Here is a 20,136-nt window from a genome sequence, read left to right on the forward strand (position 1 = left end):
TAATATTGAGGTGCGTTGACGATGCCAGAGTATAAAGCCCCCTTACGAGATATTCGGTTTGTACGCGATGAAGTGCTGTCTTACCCAGAGCACTACGCGACTTTACCAGGCTGTGAGGAAGCCACCCCAGATATGGTCAATGCCATATTGGAAGAAGGCGCTAAATTTTGTGAACAGGTATTGGCACCTCTAAACCAGGTGGGTGATCAGGAAGGCTGCCAGTTAAATGATGGTGAGGTGAAGACCCCAACTGGCTTTAAAGAAGCCTATCAACAATATGTTGAAGGTGGCTGGCCTTCATTAGCTCATGAGCCTGAGTATGGTGGCCAAGGACTGCCAGAATCGCTAGGACTAGTGATGAGTGAGCTAATTGGCGAGTCCAACTGGTCCTGGGGTATGTATCCTGGCTTGAGCCATGGAGCGATGAACACCTTAGCTGCCCACGGTACAGAAGAACAAAAACAGTTGTATTTGACCAAACTGATTTCAGGTGAGTGGACAGGCACCATGTGTCTTACGGAGCCACACTGTGGAACTGATTTAGGTTTGCTTAGAACCAAAGCTGAACCTCAAGCCGACGGTAGCTATAAAATTTCAGGCACCAAAATATTTATTTCTGCTGGTGAGCATGATATGGCAGACAATATTGTGCATATCGTATTGGCAAGACTGCCAGATGCGCCAAGCGGCACTAAGGGTATTTCGTTATTTATTGTGCCGAAGTTCGTAACTAATGAGCAAGGTGAGCTTGGCGATCGTAATGAAGTCAGTTGTGGATCACTCGAGCACAAAATGGGCATTCACGGCAATGCTACTTGTGTAATGAACTTTGATAGTGCCACAGGTTATTTAATTGGGCCGCCTAATAAAGGCTTAAACTGCATGTTTACGTTTATGAATACGGCGCGACTAGGTACTGGCTTACAGGGATTAGCCCATACCGAAGTGGCCTATCAGGGTGCACTGGCTTACGCCAATGAGCGACTACAAATGCGTTCATTAACGGGGCCGAAATCACCAGATAAGCCAGCTGATCCAATTATTGTACACCCCGACGTACGACGGATGTTACTTACCATTAAGTCATTCGCTGAAGGTAACCGGGCGCTGGCTTATTATGCCGCGAAATTAGTGGATATAGCGAAACAGGCTGAAAGTGAGGAAGAACGGGAAGAAGCAGATCAGCTGTTGTCTTTCTTAACCCCTATAGCCAAAGCCTTTATGACAGAAGTGGGTTTTGAGGCAGCTAACCACGGGATGCAGGTGTTTGGTGGGCATGGTTATATCAGTGAGTGGGGCATGGAGCAGAATGTCCGCGACTGTCGTATAGCATTAATGTATGAAGGCACAACAGGTATTCAAGCACTGGATTTATTAGGCCGCAAAGTGCTGATGACACAAGGTGAGTCGTTAAAACGTTTTACCAAAATAGTGCATAAATTCTGTAAAGCTAATGAAGAAAATGAGGCTATAAAAGAGTTTGTTGATCCATTAGTGGCACTTAATAAAGAGTGGGGTGAGCTAACCATGAAAATTGGTATGGCCGCCATGCAAAATAGAGATGAAGTAGGGGCCGCAGCCTATGATTACTTAATGTATTCTGGTTACGCTTGCTTAGCTTATTTCTGGGCAGAAATGGCAAAAGTGGCCAGTGAAAAACTGGCGGCGGGTACCACGGAAGAAAGCTTTTACCAAGGCAAACTGAAAACTGCACAGTTTTATTTCCAGCGGATTTTACCTCGCACACTAATGCATAAAGCTACTATATTGTCAGGTGCTGATAACATAATGGCAATAGAAACATCAGAGTTTGGAGAAGTATTAATGTAATTACTTCTAATAGTAAGAGTTGTTTATTTGTAAAGTTGAAAATTGATAAATCACTAAAAGTGATTCGTCAAAGGGTTAGAAGGTATTAGCAGCGATGATTTGCCCGTAGGTCACTACGGGCTTTTTTTATTATGTCCGTTAAAAACTAACCTTCATCAAGTATTGCAAATGTAGCAAAGGTAGCGATTAATAATAAGCAAACAATCGCGGGTAGTGAGTTTATTTGAGTGAGAAAGCCGCCCAGTATCAACCAGTAAATAGTGAGTCGTTGTTTTTTATTTTGGTAAGCATTGGTAAATAACCGACGATAGAAGTGTTTGGCGTCAGGCTTTTTATTATGCATCCAGCCGGGAAGGAGCTTGGAGCATAGCCACTGAAAAATAAACTTCATAATTACTGCAGCAGTGTTTGAGAGAGGCTTCTGGCTATAGTTGATAGTTAGATAGAAAAAAATAGGTTTATTAGTAGGCATCTAAAACCAGAAACTGAGGTGTATCTGCTGAAAATCAATTCCGTCATTATCACTGGCAATACCTGCATTCGAATAATGAATATAGCGATAGCCTAGCTCAAACTGTTGCTGGCTGCCAATTTGCAGCCCTAAACCAATACGGTCTTCAAATTGAAAGTTGCTGCCAAGGTCTACGGCAGAAGTGGCTTTTGCTACGATGCGTGAATGGGTTAACAAGGTTGCACCTACCCCGATTTCGACGTAGGGAGTGAGGGTGTTCCATAGAGGCTGCCTAGGCTTAATTCTAAATACTGGGCTGAAAGAAATACCGGTAGTAGACCCATTACCTTCATCAGACAGGTTATCCTGATGGTTTAGTTGGTTTTCCCAGTAAAACAGGCTTAAGTCATAGTAACCAGAAAGCAACCAACTGGACTCTTTTAACCAGTCTTGCTGCCAGTCCCAAAGAAATGAAACCCGATAGCTATCCATATCTGCGTTTGAGTTGGTTTCTGGCCCGGAACCAATAGTCATGCCATCAATAAAGTTATTAGCAGCACAATAGCTGTAACTGAAATAACTTAAGATAAAAATACTCAAAAATTTTATAGGCATCATATTGTGTCCTTACATCTGGTTTATTCCATTATGGGATTGACAGTTAATTATAGAGTTAAATTAGTGATTTACCTTTAGAAAGAATATCAATGAGCCAAAAACTGATTAGTCAAATTATGGTGTAACAGGCAGGTTATGTTTGATTTATTATTGATATATCCTGATTAGAAAAACAAACGGAGGGCCACAGTCATGGCTGAGTATCAAGCACCAATCACAGATATGCAATTTGTGCTGTATGACGTTTTTAAAGCAGATCAACTGTGGTCTCAATGGGAGTCACTAGCAGAGTTGGTTGAGCGTGAAACTGCCGATGCCATTTTAGAAGAAGCAGGAAAATTAGCCACAAATTTATTGGCACCAATCAACCGGTCTGGTGATGAAGAAGGTGTAAAGTGGGATGAAGGAAAAGTAACAACACCTTCAGGTTTTAAAGAAGCTCATCGTACTTATGCAGAGGGTGGTTGGGTTGGCTTAACAGGTAATCCAGAATACGGTGGTATGGGTATGCCAAAAATGTTAGCAGTACAAGTAGAGGAAATGGGGTACAGTGCCAATAACTCATTTATGCTTTATCAAACCCTGTCATCTGGAGCCTGTCTAGCTATAGATAAACATGCTACTGAGGAATTAAAAACTACTTATCTGGAAAAAATTTACAGTGGCGAATGGTCTGGCTCAATGTGTTTAACAGAGCCTCATGCTGGTACTGACTTGGGGATTATTCGTACGAAAGCAGAACCTCAAGCAGATGGTAGCTACTTGATAACTGGTACTAAAATTTTTATTACTGGTGGCGAGCATGATTTAACAGGCAATATTATTCATCTGGTGTTAGCGAAGTTACCTGATGCGCCAGCAGGCTCAAAAGGGATTTCATTATTTTTGGTACCTAAATTAATGGTGAATGAAGATGGCTCTTTAAGTGAGAGAAATGCCGTTCACTGTGGGTCAATTGAACATAAAATGGGGATTAAAGCATCCTCTACTTGTGTGATGAACTTTGATGGCGCCAAGGGCTATTTAGTTGGTGAGGTAAATCGTGGTCTGGTTTGTATGTTTACCATGATGAACTATGAAAGACTATCGATTGGCATTCAGGGGTTAGGCTGCTCTGAAATGTCATATCAAAAAGCACTTTCCTATGCAAAGGAGCGTATCCAAGGTAAAACAGTTATTGATGGTAAACGCTCTGATAAAGTTGCAGACCCGATTATTGGGCATGCTGATGTACGGCGAATGCTGCTTAATATTAAAGCAATGACTGAAGCAGGTAGAGCATTTTCTACTTATGTAGCCATGCAATTAGATACTGCTAAATATTCAGCTGATGCTGCTACTAAGGCATCTGCTGAAAAGCTGGTAGCACTACTAACTCCAATCACTAAAGCATTTTTCACTGATATTGGACTAGATAATTGTGTGTTAGGTCAGCAAGTATATGGTGGGCATGGTTACATTAGAGAATGGGGGCAGGAGCAGCTAGTACGAGATGTGAGAATTGCTCAAATTTATGAGGGTACTAACGGTATTCAAGCTCTTGATTTGATGGGCAGAAAAGTAGTGCATAATAAGGGTGAGTTCTTTAATTGCTTTGCTGATGAGGTTAAAACTTTTATCAGCAATGAAAAAAATAATACTGCTTTAATTAAGTATATTGAGCCATTAGAAAGAGCGTTAAATAACCTGGTAGATTTAACGAACTGGATAATTGAACAGGCGACAAATGATGTGAATGAAGTTGGGGCGGCATCTGTTGAGTATCTTCATGTGTTTGGTTATACGGCATACAGTTATATGTGGGCGCTGATGGTTAAATCAGCGCTAGAGAAAAAAACTGAAGAAGAGTTTTTTCAAAGTAAGTTGCTAACAGCTAACTATTTTAATCAGCGATTATTGCCGAGGGTGTATGGACTGACAGAAGCTGTTCAGTCTGGTTGTGGGCCGATGTATGAGTTTGAAGAAGAGCATTTTTAGAAATGCTCTTAATGGTCAGGTTTGATAGATAAATTGTTGCGCGAAGAAAATTGTAAGATATTTCTTACGACAATTGGTGTGTATATCTGATTGAGAGTTTTTTATTTTAAGCTACCATAGCAGCCAGTTTTCTTTGCCCGTAGCAACAGGGATGTTGTTCAGGACGTGGATTAAAGAAAGCGGATTTCTTATGGAGTAGGGTCTGGTAAGATACTCCCCCCGCTATTATCTATAGCGGGGGTTTTTTTATGGCTGATCCTGGGTATATTATACAGCCGATCGAGTATAGGCTAACTTTGGCTTAACCCTGTCGTTTAGAACAGGGCATTATTGGTTAAAGTGTACTTGACTATATTTATGGCGGTTAACGTTAGGTGTATATGTTACATACAAACCCAGCGCCAATCCCATGTGTCAAAGTAACAGCTGCCACCGGTACTGCCTGAACCTGGTTCGGTTTCAGTACTTCTGACTAACGATTTAGCTTTTTTCACAGCCGCATATGCGTCAATAATACCAGCTCCACAACCATAACTATGGCATTTGCTGTTATTTGGAAAGTCTCTGGCAGTGTCAGTTAAAATAGACTTCACTTGGCTTGGGGTAATATCAGGATTTACTGAGTACATTAATGCTACTACACCTGCTACATGGGGAGCTGCCATACTGGTGCCCTGATAAAATTCATAGTTGTCTGATCCGGGGCTATCGTCACCAGTATTTAAAGTAGATAAAATACCTTGAGATTTGTCTTCCCAAACTAGCTCATTATCACTGTTTCGATAGTTTGTTTCACCACCTGGGGCTGCTACAGTGACTTTGCTGCCATAGTTCGAGTACCAGGATTTATTGCCATCACGATTAGTAGCGGCAACATTGATAACGCCAGGGCAGTTACCAGGAGATGCATTTGCAGCATTCATGCTTTCATTTCCAGCAGCAACTACTACGGTGACGCCTTTGTCGACAATATCTTCAATTGTGTAGCGATAGGTCGAAGAGCAACGACCATAACCGCCCAAACTTAAATTAATTACTTGGGCTGGATAATTATTAGTGGGAGTTCCCTGTACTTTAAAACCAGCGGCCCAACGCATGCCATCAGTAATATCTGAGGTATAACCACCGCATTTACCTAACACACGAACAGGTAATATTTTAGCGTTCCAAGCAACGCCAGAAACACCGCTGCCATTATTAGATGTGGCTGCTATGGTGCCGGCAACATGGGTTCCATGCCATGAACTTGTTGTATCTCTTGAGGGACTATTGAAGCCACACTCACCTGCGCGAGCGGCATCTCCAGGATCATATTCATTACTGTCTCTACCGCTGCCGTCGTTAGCATTGTCACTGTCAGATATAAAGTCATAACCAGATACTAAATTTGCTTCTAGATCGGCATGAGGTCGAACCCCTGTATCAACGACTGCTATGACAACATCTTTGCTGCCGGTGGAAATATTCCAGGCTTTTGGTAAATTGATGCCGCCAGTTGAGTCATGATAATTCCATTGTTCACTAAAACGCGAATCATTAGGGACTTGTTGTTTGGTCATTATATAATCAGGTTCAGCATACATCACATGACTTTTATCACTTAGTTCCTTGGCTATTTTTTCAGCTGTTGCTAGATCAACTGACTCGCCAATTTTATATACCTGGGCACCCGTACTGGTGCGGCGTAAATGCTTCAGTGGTTTGCCCGCAACCATAAGTGGTCTGTTTAAATTTACATCAGCTACAGAAGAGCCGTTTCTTTGTACTTTTTTATATTTAATTATGATTCTATCGGTGGTTGGTGCAATATCAGCTAGAGAGGTTGCACTGTAAGTCGCTAATAGTGACGCAGAAACAACAGCAAACAATTTCTTAGGGTTCATTTACTCACTCCTTATAATAATTTTCTTCAACCTGTATGCTCGTGACGAAAAATTTTTGGCAAGCACGTCAAATAATGAATTTCAGTCAACATTTTTTCGGAAACTGAAAAAACGCAATTACTAGCTTTCCTAAATTAAACTGCTACGTCTTGAGTATTTACTTGTTGTATTTTTGTTATACTAGGCGGGAAGTGGTGTTAACAGCTCTAAACTTAAACTCTCCCCTGAATACAAGTTACGTCGATTATATACGGCTACCTTACTGCATAAGTTTTCTTAGAGGCATAAATAGTATTCTTTGTATTCATTATTGTTATTATGATGGCCCCGAATAAGAGTTAATTAAAAATTGATCGATGTCAAATTATTTTATTGAATATCATTAGTCTTATTTTGTTGATATTAGTACGATTGTTTGACATGGTTGATAAGGTTTTTTTTAGTCATTTTTTATACTCAAAGTTTTGTGTATTGAATTAAAACTGACTACAGTTGTGCTTATTGTTGTAAGCAAAAGCTAGGCCAGCTCAGAAGTATAAAAAAGCAGGTTTTTTTGGTATTTGAGTGCATGTTTTTGAGGCAGGTGCTTTAATTTGGTGGCACAACTTTTTATACAAAAGTTGTAGTTTGGCTGATGACTCTTATTGTTGTTGAAAGTATACCCGTCGCGAATCATTTTCAGGTTTTGTTGTGACCACCACGGATGGTGGAAATGCAGTTTAAGCAGGAGCAGTTAACTGCCTTCATTCCTAATCACCAAGGATGGTGTGAATGCAGTTAATGCATGGAGCATTTAACTGTCACCCCAATCACCTATTAATATAGGCTCATGAGGCTTCGTCACTTGATGGCCTCACCTAAAAACCCTTCGCATTGGGTATAGATAGTTAACTATCTGGGAGCGTCTGTTGGTTATCTTGGGAAGTAGAATTGTTGGTCTGTAAGATATTGCAGCTGTTAAGCGCTGTGCTGTAGATATGGTAAGCATATCTTTATGTTCGTTATATTGAGTTATGCCTGTCTGTACAGTGCTTTTAGTTAAAAATAGTTGTATGTGATAATTTTTTACTGTTAAAGCATTAATTTGCAGATTTGCTGCCTAGTAATTTCATAGAAATAATTCCTGCAGCCAAGATTTTTATAAAGTTCTCTTGTTTTCTTATTGTTTTCTTTGGCGGACTAAGAATCGGTTTTTTTTCTGGCGTTGGTGTGTTGAAAGTAAATAAATCGCTTGTATCGTTTTGCTGCTTTTTATGCTTCAGATAGGGTGGTGTATAGATCGCAAGAGATGGTGTTTTTATTGCGTTGAAAAAATAATGGTTTGACAACATTTTGGGCCGCAGTATATCCGGGTTAATAAAATAAACAGGAATGGCTTGGACAGCTGTGGGTAAAAAAATGATTACTATGGCTAATAAAGTATGCAACAACTTCACTGCTTTCTCCTGGCGGTTAAGAAAAAGAAGCCCTGCAGGTGCAGGGCAAAAGTCGTTAGGAAGTAGGTCACGAAATATAACGCAAAGCCTGTTCCAGCTTTGAAAAATGGTTAAATTTGAAGTGGTTAACGATTTTTGTGTGGCGTATATCTTAGTGGTTGTTAACTAGGCTGACAATGGCAGCGTTCGTCTAATCGCTGATTTTTGTCTTGGTTTCATTTTTCTTACGATAAAAGTTAATGACAGCAATGCTAAAAAGGCCGGCTACGAAAACTATTGGTAATATTCGCTAGAATTCGGACAAGCGTGCTGAAAGTCGCTAGTAAGATATACAACAAACACTTTATATTAATTTGAACTGGTTATCTTTTTGTATAGGGGATTTATATTATCCTTCTTCTCAACGTAATCTTGTTTATTTAAGAGTTTTATTGGGTTTTTGTTGTAAATTTATTGTTTGTTATTTAATTCTACTGATAATCAATCAACAGTGATTGAAGGGTTATCATAAAAAATATTTATATGATTAATCACCCTCAGTGGATGCCATTCGATATTGATAATATCGTAGAAAAGCAAACAGTAGCTAAAAAAATAAGGCTGTCTCGGCGGCAATTTGCTATACGGTTAGTTGGCTGCTTAGGTCTTTTAACGCTTTTGTCGTTAGTGAGTACTTTTTCTGTAACAAGTAAAGCTAACTTGTTTGCGCAGATGCTTCTTTTTTTGTTACTGGGCGTATTGCTTGTTAGTGTTGTGGTCTTAGTGAAAGCTGTAATCATGCGACTGCATGATGCCAACATATCCGGAGCATTAGCGATAGCTCTGTTACTATTTCCTATAGGCAGCTGCTTTGTATTGACACTGTGTTTCACTCGGCCTGGTACCGAGGGTGATAACTACTTTGGTACAGATCCAAGGCTCAAATAGTTTCCCTAAACCTAGCGTTGATGTTAGCTGTCTCTTCGGGGGCAGCACTTTTTTAAGTTATTTCTCAAGTGTTTCTTAAAGTTCTGTTTAAAAGCTTTTTACCTCTCCACCGAAGTTGTTCACAAATCAGCCTGAATGTTGTCAACATATACTTTTTGCTTGCATAAGATAGTAACTTGTCAAAATAGAAGGTATTTGTTGAGTGTTTGGAAATAAGCAACAAGTTATTTCTGAAGACCCCCTTGTAGAAGCACAAGATTATGCAAAAGCCAGGTGGTTTTCTATCAAAGGACGGCTCGGGCGGGCAAGATTTGCTTGCTATTTTCTATCGGTCGTTCTTCCTATCTTCATTGCTATTGATATTGTACAGCTTTTGGCAAAAACTCATCAGCCAGGTCTGCTGGATAACGTCATGCGGGAATCTTATATTCCATGGGTAATCATTGCTTGTGCAGTTATCGCTATTTTACCGTTAGTGATTCAGCGTTTACATGATTTTGGTTGGCCAGCTTGGCTTAGTATAGGGTTGATAATTCCCTTTGCTAACTTACTCGTACTCGTTCACTTGTTTATTGGTGCAGGACAAAAGCAGCCAAATCGTTATGGGGCGCCACCAATGCCAAATACTCCAGCTATTTGGATGTTGTTAGGCTGTTTACTCGGTGCGCCATTTCTTTATTTCTATAAAATCTTCAAAACCTACCTATTGTTTTTACTAATCGCGATATACTAATGATGCATACGTATAGCTAACACGAGTGATTTTTAAGAACAATGAGAGCAAACCTCAAAATCATTCGTAAAGGGTATAGATCTAGATATATTGATGAGTTAGGAAAATGAAAGTTGGTCAGATTATTAGTTTGATACTGTTATTGGTTGCTGTGCCAGCTATGTCAGAGCTGTATAAGTGGGTAGATAAGCAAGGGAATGTTCATTATAGTGATAAGCCGCCAGCTAATGCCCAGCAACAGTCAGAAAAAGTAGAAGTGAAGGTACAGAACACTGACTTTAACTACTTAGATGAAAATGCTAAACGTAAGCAACAACAGATTAACAGAAATCGAGCTATTCAAAAGCAGCAGCAAGATCGACAGCAAGTTAAGAAAAAAGAGAATCCACGCGAAAAAGCCTGTAGAGAAGCTAAGCAACGTCTAAGCGTGTTGCAAGGTAGAGTTGTTTTTGTCGATAAAAAGGGCAATGAGTTGAAAGTTACTGAAAAAGAAAGGCAACAACGAGCCAAAGTCCTAGAGCAACAAATTAAAAAATATTGTAAATAAAGTACTTTACTCCCCCCTTTGAAAAAGGGGGGAGTAAAGTACTTTGAGTAGGTTTTATGGAATCCAGCCTTTGCTTGAAGCTAAGCGTTTTTCCGGTTTTTAATTAACGCATCCACCACCGAAGGGTCAGCCAGAGTGCTGGTATCACCCAAGTTCTCCAACTCATTGCCTGCTATTTTGCGTAATATTCGACGCATAATTTTGCCTGAACGGGTTTTAGGTAGGCCTGCTGTCCACTGAATCAGGTCGGGTTTGGCTATGGCGCCTATTTCTTTGGTAACAAAATCACCTAACTCTTTTACTAGTTCTGCTGATGGGTTTGCATCATGCATTGGCATAATATAAGCGTAAATCCCTTGGCCTTTGATAGGGTGCTCATATCCGACAACTGCAGCTTCTGCAACAGCATCATGCAGTACTAAAGCACTTTCTATTTCAGCGGTACCTAATCGATGACCGGAAACATTCAGTACGTCGTCAACCCGGCCAGTAATCCAGTAATAATCATCTTCATCACGGCGGGCGCCATCACCTGTAAAATACATACCTGGATAGGTGGAATAATAGGTATCAAAACAGCGTTGATGATCTCCATATACGGTGCGGATTTGGCTGGGCCAGCTGCCAGTGATGACTAAGTTGCCAGAGCCTGGTCCCTCAATAAGTTTTCCTTCATTATCCACCAAAGCGGGTTTTACCCCGAAGAAAGGCCGAGTAGCAGAACCGGGTTTTAAATCAGTGGCACCAGGTAACGGGGTAATAAGAATAGAGCCCGTTTCGGTTTGCCACCAGGTATCCACAATGGGGCAACGGGTTTCGCCTACTACATTGTAATACCACTCCCAGGCTTCCGGGTTAATAGGCTCACCCACGGTACCAAGTATTCTAATGGAATCGCGTTTAGAGCTGGTTACATAGCTATTGCCTTTGGCCATCAAGGCGCGAATAGCGGTAGGTGCTGTATAGAAAATATTAACCTGGTGCTTATCAACCACCTCCCAACAACGTGATGCTGTAGGGTAAGTAGGCACCCCTTCAAACATTAAAGTGGTTGCGCCGTTGGCTAAAGGTCCATAAACGATATAAGAGTGTCCTGTTACCCAGCCTACATCTGCAGTACACCAGTAAATTTCACCGGGTTGATAGTCAAACACATATTTATGACTCATGGCAGCTTGCAAGATATAGCCACCTGTCGTATGTAGCACCCCTTTGGGTTTTCCAGTGGAACCGGAGGTGTATAAAATAAAGAGCGGGTCTTCAGCATCCATGATTTCTGGTGGGCAGGAAGAAGCTACATGACCACTTAACTCGTGATACCAGATATCTCGCTTTTCATGCCAATCAATTTTTCCATCAGTATGCTTAACAACTATCACCGAATGTACATTAGGGCAGTGCTCTAGTGCAGTATCGGTATTTTGTTTTAATGGAATGGTTTTGCCACCACGAATGCCTTCATCAGCTGTAATAACCGTTTGGCAATCAGCATCGAGGATACGATCTTTTAATGACTCTGGAGAAAAACCACCAAACACCACGGAATGGATAGCACCAATTCGAGTACAAGCGAGCATGGCATAAACGACTTCAGGGATCATTGGCATATAAATACATACTCGGTCGCCTTTTTTAACCCCACGTTCTTTTAGTACATTGGCAAACCGGCAAACGTTTTCATACAATGCTTGATAGGTAATCTTCTTATCATCTTTGGGGTCGTCACCTTCCCAAATAATGGCAATATCGTTGGCCTTTTCAGGTAGGTGGCGGTCAATACAGTTGTAACTTACATTTAACTTACCACCAATAAACCAGGCTGCTAGTCCTTCCTTGAAGTCGCTTTCATGCACTTTTTCCCAAGGCGTAAACCAGGTTAAAAACTTTTCAGCCTGCTCAGCCCAGAAAGTCTCTGGCTGCTCAATAGAGGCTTGGTACATTTGTAGATATTGCTCATTGGTAATATGCGTCTGAGCTTTTATTGAGTCCTTAACCTTATGGTTTTTAATTTGGTACATAACGCAGTAATCCTTGTTGTTATTTTTTCATATGGCCAGATTGTTGCTGAAAACTAGCTCCATCAATAGCTCTGTTGCTCTGCTAAAGGCTTTTATAGAGCATACCCTAACCAATACTCTAAATTTCGGTCAAGCCAAGAAGCAACTTATAATCTGTATGGGCTTATCTCTCTGCCTTAGCTTTATATTCTTCAATCAGTCCTTCTTGTCGCATTTTTTTCAGGACGACAGAAAGTTTGGGGGCTAGTGTTTTATGTTTTTTATGTAAAAAAGCATGGGCGGGTGTTTTCTCCATGATACCTGCTCGATAAAACGTTACGTTTTGGAACTGGCTTTTATTAAGTTGAAATGTGATGTTTTGTTGAACGTCTATAAATACCTGTGTTCTGCCAGCAGCAACTTGCTCTAATCCTTGTTTTGATGATTCTGAGATCATCAGTCTGGCTGGAGGAAGCAGAGTAGGTAGAACTGACTCAGTTCTTTTAACACCACGCCTGTAGCCTATTCTGTAGTTATTATTTTTCAGACTGCCCCAGCCATCAAGTTTGATGTTGGGATCAATACCATAGGCAGAAAAGTAGATAGCAAAGTGAGGCTCTTCCACCCGGATAAGGTTGGGGTGTTTATTGGCATAATCTGCCACTCTATGAATTTCACCATCCACAATGCCTTGGTCTGATAGCTGACTGGAACGCTTGGCTGGGTAGCCATTATATTTGAGGGTGTAGCCAAGCCTTTTAAAAGCCTCAGTGTAGATAAGAGTTAACCATTTTCCATAAAAAGAGTTCTTTGTCCCTATGCTACCTGATAGGGTAATTATCTTTTTGGTTTCTGCGCAACTTACCGTACTAGTATAAAGCCCATTAGCACTAATCATTAGCCAATATATAAGGCATTTGGGGCTAAAAATAGTGTGTGCAGACTTTTTGGCTCTCATGAGTATTGATATAGCTCATTTTGCATGCCTGTTATTCTATGTCGGACACTAAATTTACTTTCTGCATCCTTTTGCAACACCCTAATAAGGTAGAAGGGTTCAGTTGTTTAGCCTGTTACTCCTGATTAATTTCCCTAAACAGCGAAATTAATCCATTGGTAGAGCTATCCAGATCAAGAGGGCTATCAGCATCTTTTAATTTAGGGAATAAAGTGTTGCCTAATTGCTTGCCTAATTCCACACCCCACTGGTCAAAAGAGTTCACCTGCCACAATACACCTTGAGTAAATACCTTATGCTCATAAAGAGCAACCAAAGCCCCCAAGGTTTCTGGAGTGACTTTCGACATTAAAATCATGTTGCTGGGGCGGTTGCCTGGAATGACTTTATGGGGAGCTAATTTCTCGACTTCTTCAGCGCTTAAGCCTTGCTCGGCTAATTCGGCTTTAGCTTCATCCAGTGTTTTACCTGCCATTAGAGCCTGGCTTTGGCTGAGTGCATTAGCAAATAACCACGGGTGGTGGTCGCCAATAGCATTATGGCTTTGCGCGGGTACTACAAAATCGACAGGAATTAACTGGGTGCCTTGATGCAGTAACTGATGGTAAGCATGTTGGCCATTGGTGCCAGTATCACCCCAAATAACTGGGCCAGAACTATAAGACAGAATTTCCCCATCATGATTAACCGACTTACCATTACTTTCCATATCTACCTGTTGTAAATGGTTGGGTAATTCACTTAGATATTGGTCATAAGGTAATACAGCATGTGCTGTAGCACCGTGGTAGTTGTGGTACCACACACCAATTAAGCCTAATAAAGCAGGCATATTTTCGGTGATAGGGGCAGTTCGGAAATGCTCATCCATTTGATAAGCGCCTTTTAGTAAGGCTTCGAAATTAGCAAAACCCAGAGTCAGAGCAATGGGTAAACCGATAGCAGACCACAGCGAATAGCGGCCACCCACCCAATCACACATTGGATAAATATTGTCGGGGTGAATACCAAACTCGACGGCTTTATTTACATTGCTGGAAACCGCTAAAAAGTGTTTGGCAATATCTTCGGCTTTAGCGCCTTGATCTAGCATCCACTGACGACAGGTTTCGGCATTGAGTTTAGTTTCTATTGTGGAGAATGATTTGGAAGCAACTATAAATAAGCTGGTTTCTGGATCAATATGCTTAAAGGCTTCAGCAACATCATTAGGGTCAATATTGGCAATATAATGATGTTTAATATCTGGCTTAATATAAGGCGTAAGCCCTTCAATAATCATTTTGGGGCCTAAGAAAGAGCCGCCAATCCCAATATTGATAATATGCTTAATCGGTTTATCCGTGTAACCGCGCCATTTACCAGAATGCACCTGTTGAGTTAGCGTTTCAATTTTCGCTAATGTGGCTTTAATTTCAGGCATTACATCCTGGCCATCAACCAAAATAGCCTCATCGTCTTGCTTACGTAAAGCCATATGCAATGCAGGACGCTGCTCTGTGTGGTTGACTTTATCTCCTTGGAATAAGCTTTTGATAGCAGCAGGTAATTTTGCATCTTCCGCTAGCTTACCCAGCAATTGCAGAGTTTCTGACGTGATCAGGTTTTTAGAGTAATCTAAAAACAGCCCAGCAGCTTTCAGCGAAAACTGCTCAAACCGTTTGCTGTCTTCAGCAAACAATGCTTTTAAATTGGTTTTATCTAATGCTTGTTTTTCTTGCAACAAGGCATCAGATGATGGGTATTGGCTAAGGGGGGTGACACCACTAATAGTACGATTACTCTGATTAAGCATATCCATCTATTCCTTAATTAAGCTAATTGTACTGGAATGGCATTAGCTGTGTGGCTGACTTCATTCCCTTCTGCCATGTAAATTAAAGCAGGCTTAAAGTTTTCCAGCTCGTGCTCTTCAAAGTTAGCATAAGCACAAATAATCACTCGGTCACCGACACTGGCTTTATGGGCAGCAGCACCATTAACAGAGATAATTTTTGAGCCTTCTTCACCACGAATGGCATAGGTGGTAAAGCGCTCGCCATTTGCCAGGTTATATATCTGAATTTGCTCGTATTCGCGGATGCCTGCCATATCCAGCAGTTCACCATCAATGGCACAAGAACCTTCGTATTCTAGTACAGCATGAGTGACACGAGCTTGATGAAGCTTAGCTTTTAGCATGATAGATTGCATGGAAATGGATCCTAAGTTAGTTGATGTCTACTTGAGTATTGTCAATTAAGCGGGCTTTACCCAAGTAAGCAGCTGCTAAAATAACCAGGGATTTATCCTGCTGGGTAGCAGGTAGCAGTGTTTCGCGGTTACAAATATCGAGGTAATCAGGCTTAAACCCAGCTTGGGCTAAACGAGCGATGCCATCCCGTAAAATATGATCGTAAGGTCGGCCTGAAAGTACTTCGTGTTTGGCATTTTCCAGCATTTGATTTAATGCTGGAGCGATAGCTAATTCTTGCTGGGTGAGATAACCATTCCGAGAGCTTAGCGCTAAGCCTTCTTCATTTCTGGCAATGGGAGCGCCAACCACTTTAACCGGCATGCATAGGTCGTTGACCATACTGCGAATCACGGCCAGTTGTTGAAAGTCTTTTTCCCCAAACACGGCTACATCGGGTTGTATGATATTAAAAAGCTTGCAAACAATCGTCGCGACACCGGTAAAGTGGCCAGGACGGCTTTTACCGCAATGTAAATTTGATAAATGGGCTACGGCAACTGAGGTATGATGCTCCATGCCGTAGGGGTAGATTTCGTTGCTAGATGGGGCGAACAATAAATCAACCGCTTGTTCTTTTAATTGCGCTTGGTCTTCCGCTAGTGTTTTAGGATAAGACTCTAAATCTTCATTAGCACCAAACTGTAGTGGGTTGACATAAATACTGGCAATCACTATGTCAGCTTGTTCGCGGGCTTTATGGATTAAGGATAAATGCCCATCATGCAGATTACCCATGGTGGGGACAAAACCGATGGTTTTACCACTAGCCTTAGCCTCTGAAATAAAGGTCTGTACTTCATTAATGCTATAAACAGTCTTCATGCTTTAAACTCATGCTCTGCGGCAGGAAATGTACGGCTTTTGACGGCAGTCACATAGTTTTCGATAGCAGCCTGAATAGAATCAGCTCCTGCCATAAAGTTTTTCACAAAGCGGGGGGATTTCCCTGGAGAGATACCTAACATATCGTGCAGTACCAGTACCTGGCTATCGGTAGCTGCACCTGCACCAATACCAATTACTGGAACTGAGACTGATTCGGTAATGGCTTGAGCGAGTGGACTGGGGACGCACTCAAGAACAAATAATGATGCTCCCGCTTGTTCTAGGGCTTTGACATCTTCAAGCATGGCTTTGGCTGCTTGTTCTTCTCGGCCTTGCACTTTATAACCGCCAAAAACATTCACCGACTGGGGGGTTAAACCTAGGTGTAGGCAACTGGGAATACCATTACGGGTTAACTGTTGTACTGTTTCACACAGCCATTTTCCCCCTTCGAATTTCACGACTTGAGCTCCTGCGCGCATTAACTTGGCGGCATTTTCCAGGGCATTGGCTGGTGTATCAAAGGTCATAAAAGGCAGGTCTGCAATAATGAGAGAGCCTTGGTTACCTTTTGCCACACATGTTGTGTGGTAGCACATGTCTTCTATGGTGGCAGGCAGAGTTGAGTCGTTGCCTTGCAACACCATACCCAGCGAATCACCCACCAAGATTACTTCCACACCAGCAGTGCTAACAACCTGAGCAAAGGTTGCGTCATAGGCAGTTAACGTCGCAAACTTTTCTCTGTTTTGCTTAATTTTGTTTAGTGTAGTTAGGGTGATATTGGCCATAACAAACTCACAGACTTTTGCAGAATTTTGGCTGGATTATACGAAATGTTATTAGGATGTCGCATTGGACTAGCTAAGTAGCCCTAACGGGTCAACGTTACCCCTTCTAATAGGCTAATGCCAGTCTTTGAACAGTTTGCAGCTAATTCTTTAACAGACTCACCAGTCGGTAGTTGCAAGTTTGGAGCGATGTCTTGCAAAGGGAGTAGTACAAAGTTGCGAACAGTCAGTTGATAGTGGGGAACGGTTAATCGGTCTGAGCTGATAACCTCTTCACCATAAAGCAGTAAGTCGATATCCAGTGTACGAGGCCCCCAACGAATATCACGAACACGCCCTTGCTCGAACTCAATGGTTTGGGTGTGATCCAGTAACTCCAATGGTGCAAGTTGAGTATCGATAGCAACAACTGCATTTATATAATCTGGTTGGCCTTCAGGCCCTACAGGATCACTTTGGTATACTGGCGAAACTGCTACCAGGGTCGTATTGGGCAATTTCCCAGTGGCACTTACTGCTTCAATTAATTGCTGAATCGGGCTGGACAGGTTGCTGCCAAGCCCAAGATAACAGCGAGAGTAATCGCTGTTCTTATTCACTGCTCATTCTCACTTGGCTTACGACGATGATGGTGTTTGCGATTGTGGCGACGTGGTTTTCTGGATTTTTTGTATTTGCCGCTTTGTAGCGCCTTAACCATCTGGCGACGAACAAACTCATCAGCGACTTGGTAATCAGTCCACCACTGGCCTAATCCACCTAAATCTTCACCCGCTTGCTCTCTTAATAATAAAAAGTCGTAAGCTGCTCTAAACCTTGGGTGATTAAGGGTTTGATCTGCTTTCTTACCAAACCGTCGGGTGAGTCGATATTGTAGCTCCCAAATTTCCCGCATAGGAATAGCAAACCGCTTGGGGATTGTGGTCCGCTGGTTTTGGTTCTCAATAGCAGTCATTGCACCTTGGTTTAATGCCGGTAGCTTTGGTACATCTTGCTCTTCAATTTGTTGAGTGTAAGCAAGTGTGGAATACCAGAGAAACACAGCATACAAAAATGCTGGGGTTAGGCTTTTACCTTGTCTGACCCGCTTATCGCTATTAACCAGGGCAGCGTGAATAAAGCGCGTATGAAAACCATCCGGTTCGACAATTGCGGCAGCAGTGGCAGGCAGCAATTGCTCTAACAAACCGTAGTCTTGTAGCAATTGAAAAGACGATGCGGCATGGCCATTTAAAAACAGTTTTAAGACTTCATCAAATAACCGGGCTGGTGGAATATTTTCCAGCAGATAGCCAAGGTTATAAATTGGCTCGGCCGTGTATTTCTCAATTGTAAAATCAAGCTTGGCCGCAAAGCGTATGGCCCGAAGCATGCGCACAGGGTCTTCCCGGTAGCGTTGTTCAGGATCACCAATCAGCCTTACCAGTCGGTTATCAATATCATCTAAACCGCCTGCATAGTCTTTGACTGCAAAATCACTTAACCGGTAGTAAAGGGCATTAATCGTAAAATCACGACGGGAGGCGTCATCTTTAATCGTGCCATATACGTTATCGCGAAGAATTTGCCCATCATCAGAATGGTGTGAATGGTTTCCGTCACCATGGCTATCTTGAGAATGATGAGCTCTAAAAGTAGCAACTTCTATCACCTCACGACCAAACTGAACATGTACCAGTTTAAATCGGCGGCCAATGAGTCGAGAGTTTCGAAACAGAGAGCGAGCTTCTTCTGGAGTCGCATTGGTGGCTACATCAAAATCTTTAGGGTGGCCACCCACTAAAATATCGCGAATACAGCCGCCAACTAGGTAGGCTTGATAACCATTGCTTTCAAGCCGACGTAACACTTTAAGCGCATTTTGGCTTAACAGCTTACGAGATACCTGGTGCTGATCGCGAGGAATAATTGTTACATCACCAACGGATGCTTGTTTTGGTTTGCCGGATAGCCGACCGAGAAAACTCTGTAGCCAGCCTAACCGCTTCTTTAGCATAGTAATAATCGAAACTTAGCTATATCAATCATAGTTCTACTAGAGCCCATAGGCCCTAAACCAGTTACAGGGCCTTAGTATCAATGATGGGGCCCTGAAAGAGCTGGCTATAATAATCACTGCTAAGCATAGATGCCAGTCTGGATATTTCATCAGCTCGCAGAAATATATGATTGAAGTAAAGAGCAATTGATATAAGGGGTGGTTTAAATAAGGGGGCAAAAGGCAAGCGACTTGGTTTTATAGTGTTGTTTTAGAAAAGTTAGAAAGCAAAAAGGAGGGCTAACCCTCCTAACGAAATGTTGCTTTGGTAATATTATTTTTATTATATGCTTGGATGGAGAGTCGGTTATATAACCTACTCAGGAACCAAATTCGGGTCCGTAACCAACAAACGGATTCCTTTGGAAGCTGGGTGTGACAGTGCTGAGTGTACACAGTGTGTGCTCAGTAAATAAGCTCGCCCGTTTTAGGTTCTTGACTTACTTACCTGCTTTCTAACGAAAGCCACTCATGTTGGCCACTAAAAAGGCCCCTCTCCAAAAAAATCAATTTGTCGACTCCAGTTATTATTTTTATTGGCGGAGTAATCGTTATTCTTATTATTAGTAAGCATTCTTATTATTGTTGTAAGCAATAAATAGCATTTGCTGTGCCAAAAAAAAAATTATCTTTAAAATCAAATGCTTATAAACAGGGGTGATAAAAGCCGCACTTTTATACGTATAAATACGTAAAAAGTGTTACCTGATCTGAGGTGATTTCACTGCATAGTGTTACTGTCTTACCGTTACGGTAACACTTTGGCCTAATAGATAAACTTATTATTACTTTTATAGGTTAAAATATAGACGACTTTCCAGAGTGGTGTGGAAAAAATTTGCCACAGGGTGGCAAAAATTGTGGGGAAAACGGTGGCAAATATTGCTAC

At 41.7% G+C, this 20,136-nt stretch carries 17 protein-coding genes; 5 read left to right on the forward strand and 12 right to left on the reverse strand.

Annotated features, from left to right (window positions below):
* The first annotated feature begins 21 nt into the window (after positions 1-21).
* Positions 22-1,830, forward strand: coding sequence for a phenylacyl-CoA dehydrogenase (locus ORQ98_RS14255; RefSeq protein WP_274689480.1), 1,809 nt, complete (start codon positions 22-24; stop codon positions 1,828-1,830).
* Between the two features lie 145 nt (positions 1,831-1,975).
* Here the strand turns inward: ORQ98_RS14255 and ORQ98_RS14260 are convergent, their stop codons facing one another.
* Both ORQ98_RS14260 and ORQ98_RS14265 read right to left on the reverse strand, forming a co-directional pair.
* On the reverse strand, positions 1,976-2,221 hold the full coding sequence (locus ORQ98_RS14260) for a hypothetical protein (protein WP_274689481.1): 246 nt from the start codon (positions 2,219-2,221) through the stop codon (positions 1,976-1,978).
* 81 nt (positions 2,222-2,302) lie between these two features.
* A complete protein-coding gene (locus ORQ98_RS14265; RefSeq protein WP_274689482.1) occupies positions 2,303-2,899 on the reverse strand; it encodes an acyloxyacyl hydrolase in 597 nt (198 codons plus the stop codon).
* Positions 2,900-3,091: 192 nt separating this feature from the next.
* On the opposite strand from ORQ98_RS14265, the gene ORQ98_RS14270 reads away from it, so the two are divergent.
* Complete coding sequence (locus tag ORQ98_RS14270; RefSeq protein WP_274689483.1) at positions 3,092-4,876, forward strand: acyl-CoA dehydrogenase C-terminal domain-containing protein; 1,785 nt, start codon at positions 3,092-3,094, stop codon at positions 4,874-4,876.
* Positions 4,877-5,259: 383 nt separating this feature from the next.
* On the opposite strand, the gene ORQ98_RS14275 is transcribed toward ORQ98_RS14270, so the two are convergent.
* Positions 5,260-6,759, reverse strand: a complete 1,500-nt coding sequence (locus ORQ98_RS14275) for a S8 family peptidase (protein WP_274689484.1) — start codon at positions 6,757-6,759, stop codon at positions 5,260-5,262.
* A gap of 1,079 nt (positions 6,760-7,838) precedes the next feature.
* On the reverse strand, positions 7,839-8,195 hold the full coding sequence (locus ORQ98_RS14280; RefSeq protein ID WP_274689485.1) for a hypothetical protein: 357 nt from the start codon (positions 8,193-8,195) through the stop codon (positions 7,839-7,841).
* Between the two features lie 522 nt (positions 8,196-8,717).
* Here ORQ98_RS14280 and ORQ98_RS14285 point away from each other — a divergent pair.
* The 3 genes from ORQ98_RS14285 (at position 8,718) to ORQ98_RS14295 (ending at position 10,402) form a co-directional block, all read left to right on the forward strand.
* The gene (locus ORQ98_RS14285) at positions 8,718-9,122 is read left to right on the forward strand and encodes a DUF805 domain-containing protein (RefSeq protein ID WP_274689486.1); all 405 of its coding nucleotides are present in this window, start codon (positions 8,718-8,720) and stop codon (positions 9,120-9,122) included.
* Between the two features lie 202 nt (positions 9,123-9,324).
* The gene (locus ORQ98_RS14290) at positions 9,325-9,855 is read left to right on the forward strand and encodes a DUF805 domain-containing protein (protein ID WP_274689487.1); all 531 of its coding nucleotides are present in this window, start codon (positions 9,325-9,327) and stop codon (positions 9,853-9,855) included.
* Positions 9,856-9,961: 106 nt separating this feature from the next.
* Entirely contained in the window at positions 9,962-10,402 is a 441-nt protein-coding gene (locus tag ORQ98_RS14295; protein WP_274689488.1) for a DUF4124 domain-containing protein, read from the forward strand.
* A gap of 80 nt (positions 10,403-10,482) precedes the next feature.
* Here the strand turns inward: ORQ98_RS14295 and acs are convergent, their stop codons facing one another.
* The 8 genes from acs to pcnB form a co-directional block, all read right to left on the reverse strand.
* Positions 10,483-12,420 (reverse strand): acetate--CoA ligase, encoded by a 1,938-nt coding sequence (gene acs / locus ORQ98_RS14300; RefSeq protein WP_274689489.1) that lies wholly within the window; start codon positions 12,418-12,420, stop codon positions 10,483-10,485.
* A 163-nt stretch (positions 12,421-12,583) separates the two neighbouring features.
* Entirely contained in the window at positions 12,584-13,297 is a 714-nt protein-coding gene (locus tag ORQ98_RS14305; protein ID WP_274689490.1) for a type 2 periplasmic-binding domain-containing protein, read from the reverse strand.
* 175 nt (positions 13,298-13,472) lie between these two features.
* A complete protein-coding gene (gene pgi, locus ORQ98_RS14310) occupies positions 13,473-15,152 on the reverse strand; it encodes a glucose-6-phosphate isomerase (RefSeq protein ID WP_274689491.1) in 1,680 nt (559 codons plus the stop codon).
* A 17-nt stretch (positions 15,153-15,169) separates the two neighbouring features.
* The gene (gene panD / locus ORQ98_RS14315; RefSeq protein ID WP_274689492.1) at positions 15,170-15,550 is read right to left on the reverse strand and encodes an aspartate 1-decarboxylase; all 381 of its coding nucleotides are present in this window, start codon (positions 15,548-15,550) and stop codon (positions 15,170-15,172) included.
* A gap of 16 nt (positions 15,551-15,566) precedes the next feature.
* Entirely contained in the window at positions 15,567-16,415 is an 849-nt protein-coding gene (gene panC, locus ORQ98_RS14320; RefSeq protein ID WP_274689493.1) for a pantoate--beta-alanine ligase, read from the reverse strand.
* On the reverse strand, positions 16,412-17,209 hold the full coding sequence (gene panB / locus ORQ98_RS14325) for a 3-methyl-2-oxobutanoate hydroxymethyltransferase (protein WP_274689494.1): 798 nt from the start codon (positions 17,207-17,209) through the stop codon (positions 16,412-16,414). The genes panC and panB overlap by 4 nt, the downstream gene beginning before the upstream one ends.
* An 83-nt stretch (positions 17,210-17,292) precedes the next feature.
* Entirely contained in the window at positions 17,293-17,808 is a 516-nt protein-coding gene (folK, locus tag ORQ98_RS14330) for a 2-amino-4-hydroxy-6-hydroxymethyldihydropteridine diphosphokinase (protein ID WP_274689495.1), read from the reverse strand.
* Complete coding sequence (pcnB, locus tag ORQ98_RS14335; protein ID WP_274689496.1) at positions 17,805-19,205, reverse strand: polynucleotide adenylyltransferase PcnB; 1,401 nt, start codon at positions 19,203-19,205, stop codon at positions 17,805-17,807. The genes folK and pcnB overlap by 4 nt, the downstream gene beginning before the upstream one ends.
* Between the last annotated feature and the right edge of the window lie 931 nt (positions 19,206-20,136).

The sequence above is a fragment of the Spartinivicinus poritis genome, assembly GCF_028858535.1.
Taxonomy (GTDB): Bacteria; Pseudomonadota; Gammaproteobacteria; order Pseudomonadales; family Zooshikellaceae; genus Spartinivicinus; species Spartinivicinus poritis.

Excerpts from the sequence above, each read along its gene's own strand:
- ORQ98_RS14285 (WP_274689486.1), top strand. The coding sequence starts at position 8,718 with ATGATTAATCACCCTCAGTGGATGCCATTCGATATTGATAATATCGTA.
- pgi (WP_274689491.1), bottom strand. The coding sequence starts at position 15,152 with ATGCTTAATCAGAGTAATCGTACTATTAGTGGTGTCACCCCCCTTAGC.
- ORQ98_RS14265 (WP_274689482.1), bottom strand. The coding sequence starts at position 2,899 with ATGATGCCTATAAAATTTTTGAGTATTTTTATCTTAAGTTATTTCAGT.
- ORQ98_RS14295 (WP_274689488.1), top strand. The coding sequence starts at position 9,962 with ATGAAAGTTGGTCAGATTATTAGTTTGATACTGTTATTGGTTGCTGTG.
- ORQ98_RS14275 (WP_274689484.1), bottom strand. The coding sequence starts at position 6,759 with ATGAACCCTAAGAAATTGTTTGCTGTTGTTTCTGCGTCACTATTAGCG.
- ORQ98_RS14305 (WP_274689490.1), bottom strand. The coding sequence starts at position 13,297 with ATGATTAGTGCTAATGGGCTTTATACTAGTACGGTAAGTTGCGCAGAA.
- acs (WP_274689489.1), bottom strand. The coding sequence starts at position 12,420 with ATGTACCAAATTAAAAACCATAAGGTTAAGGACTCAATAAAAGCTCAG.
- panD (WP_274689492.1), bottom strand. The coding sequence starts at position 15,550 with ATGCAATCTATCATGCTAAAAGCTAAGCTTCATCAAGCTCGTGTCACT.
- panB (WP_274689494.1), bottom strand. The coding sequence starts at position 17,209 with ATGGCCAATATCACCCTAACTACACTAAACAAAATTAAGCAAAACAGA.
- ORQ98_RS14255 (WP_274689480.1), top strand. The coding sequence starts at position 22 with ATGCCAGAGTATAAAGCCCCCTTACGAGATATTCGGTTTGTACGCGAT.
- ORQ98_RS14270 (WP_274689483.1), top strand. The coding sequence starts at position 3,092 with ATGGCTGAGTATCAAGCACCAATCACAGATATGCAATTTGTGCTGTAT.
- pcnB (WP_274689496.1), bottom strand. The coding sequence starts at position 19,205 with ATGCTAAAGAAGCGGTTAGGCTGGCTACAGAGTTTTCTCGGTCGGCTA.
- panC (WP_274689493.1), bottom strand. The coding sequence starts at position 16,415 with ATGAAGACTGTTTATAGCATTAATGAAGTACAGACCTTTATTTCAGAG.
- ORQ98_RS14260 (WP_274689481.1), bottom strand. The coding sequence starts at position 2,221 with ATGAAGTTTATTTTTCAGTGGCTATGCTCCAAGCTCCTTCCCGGCTGG.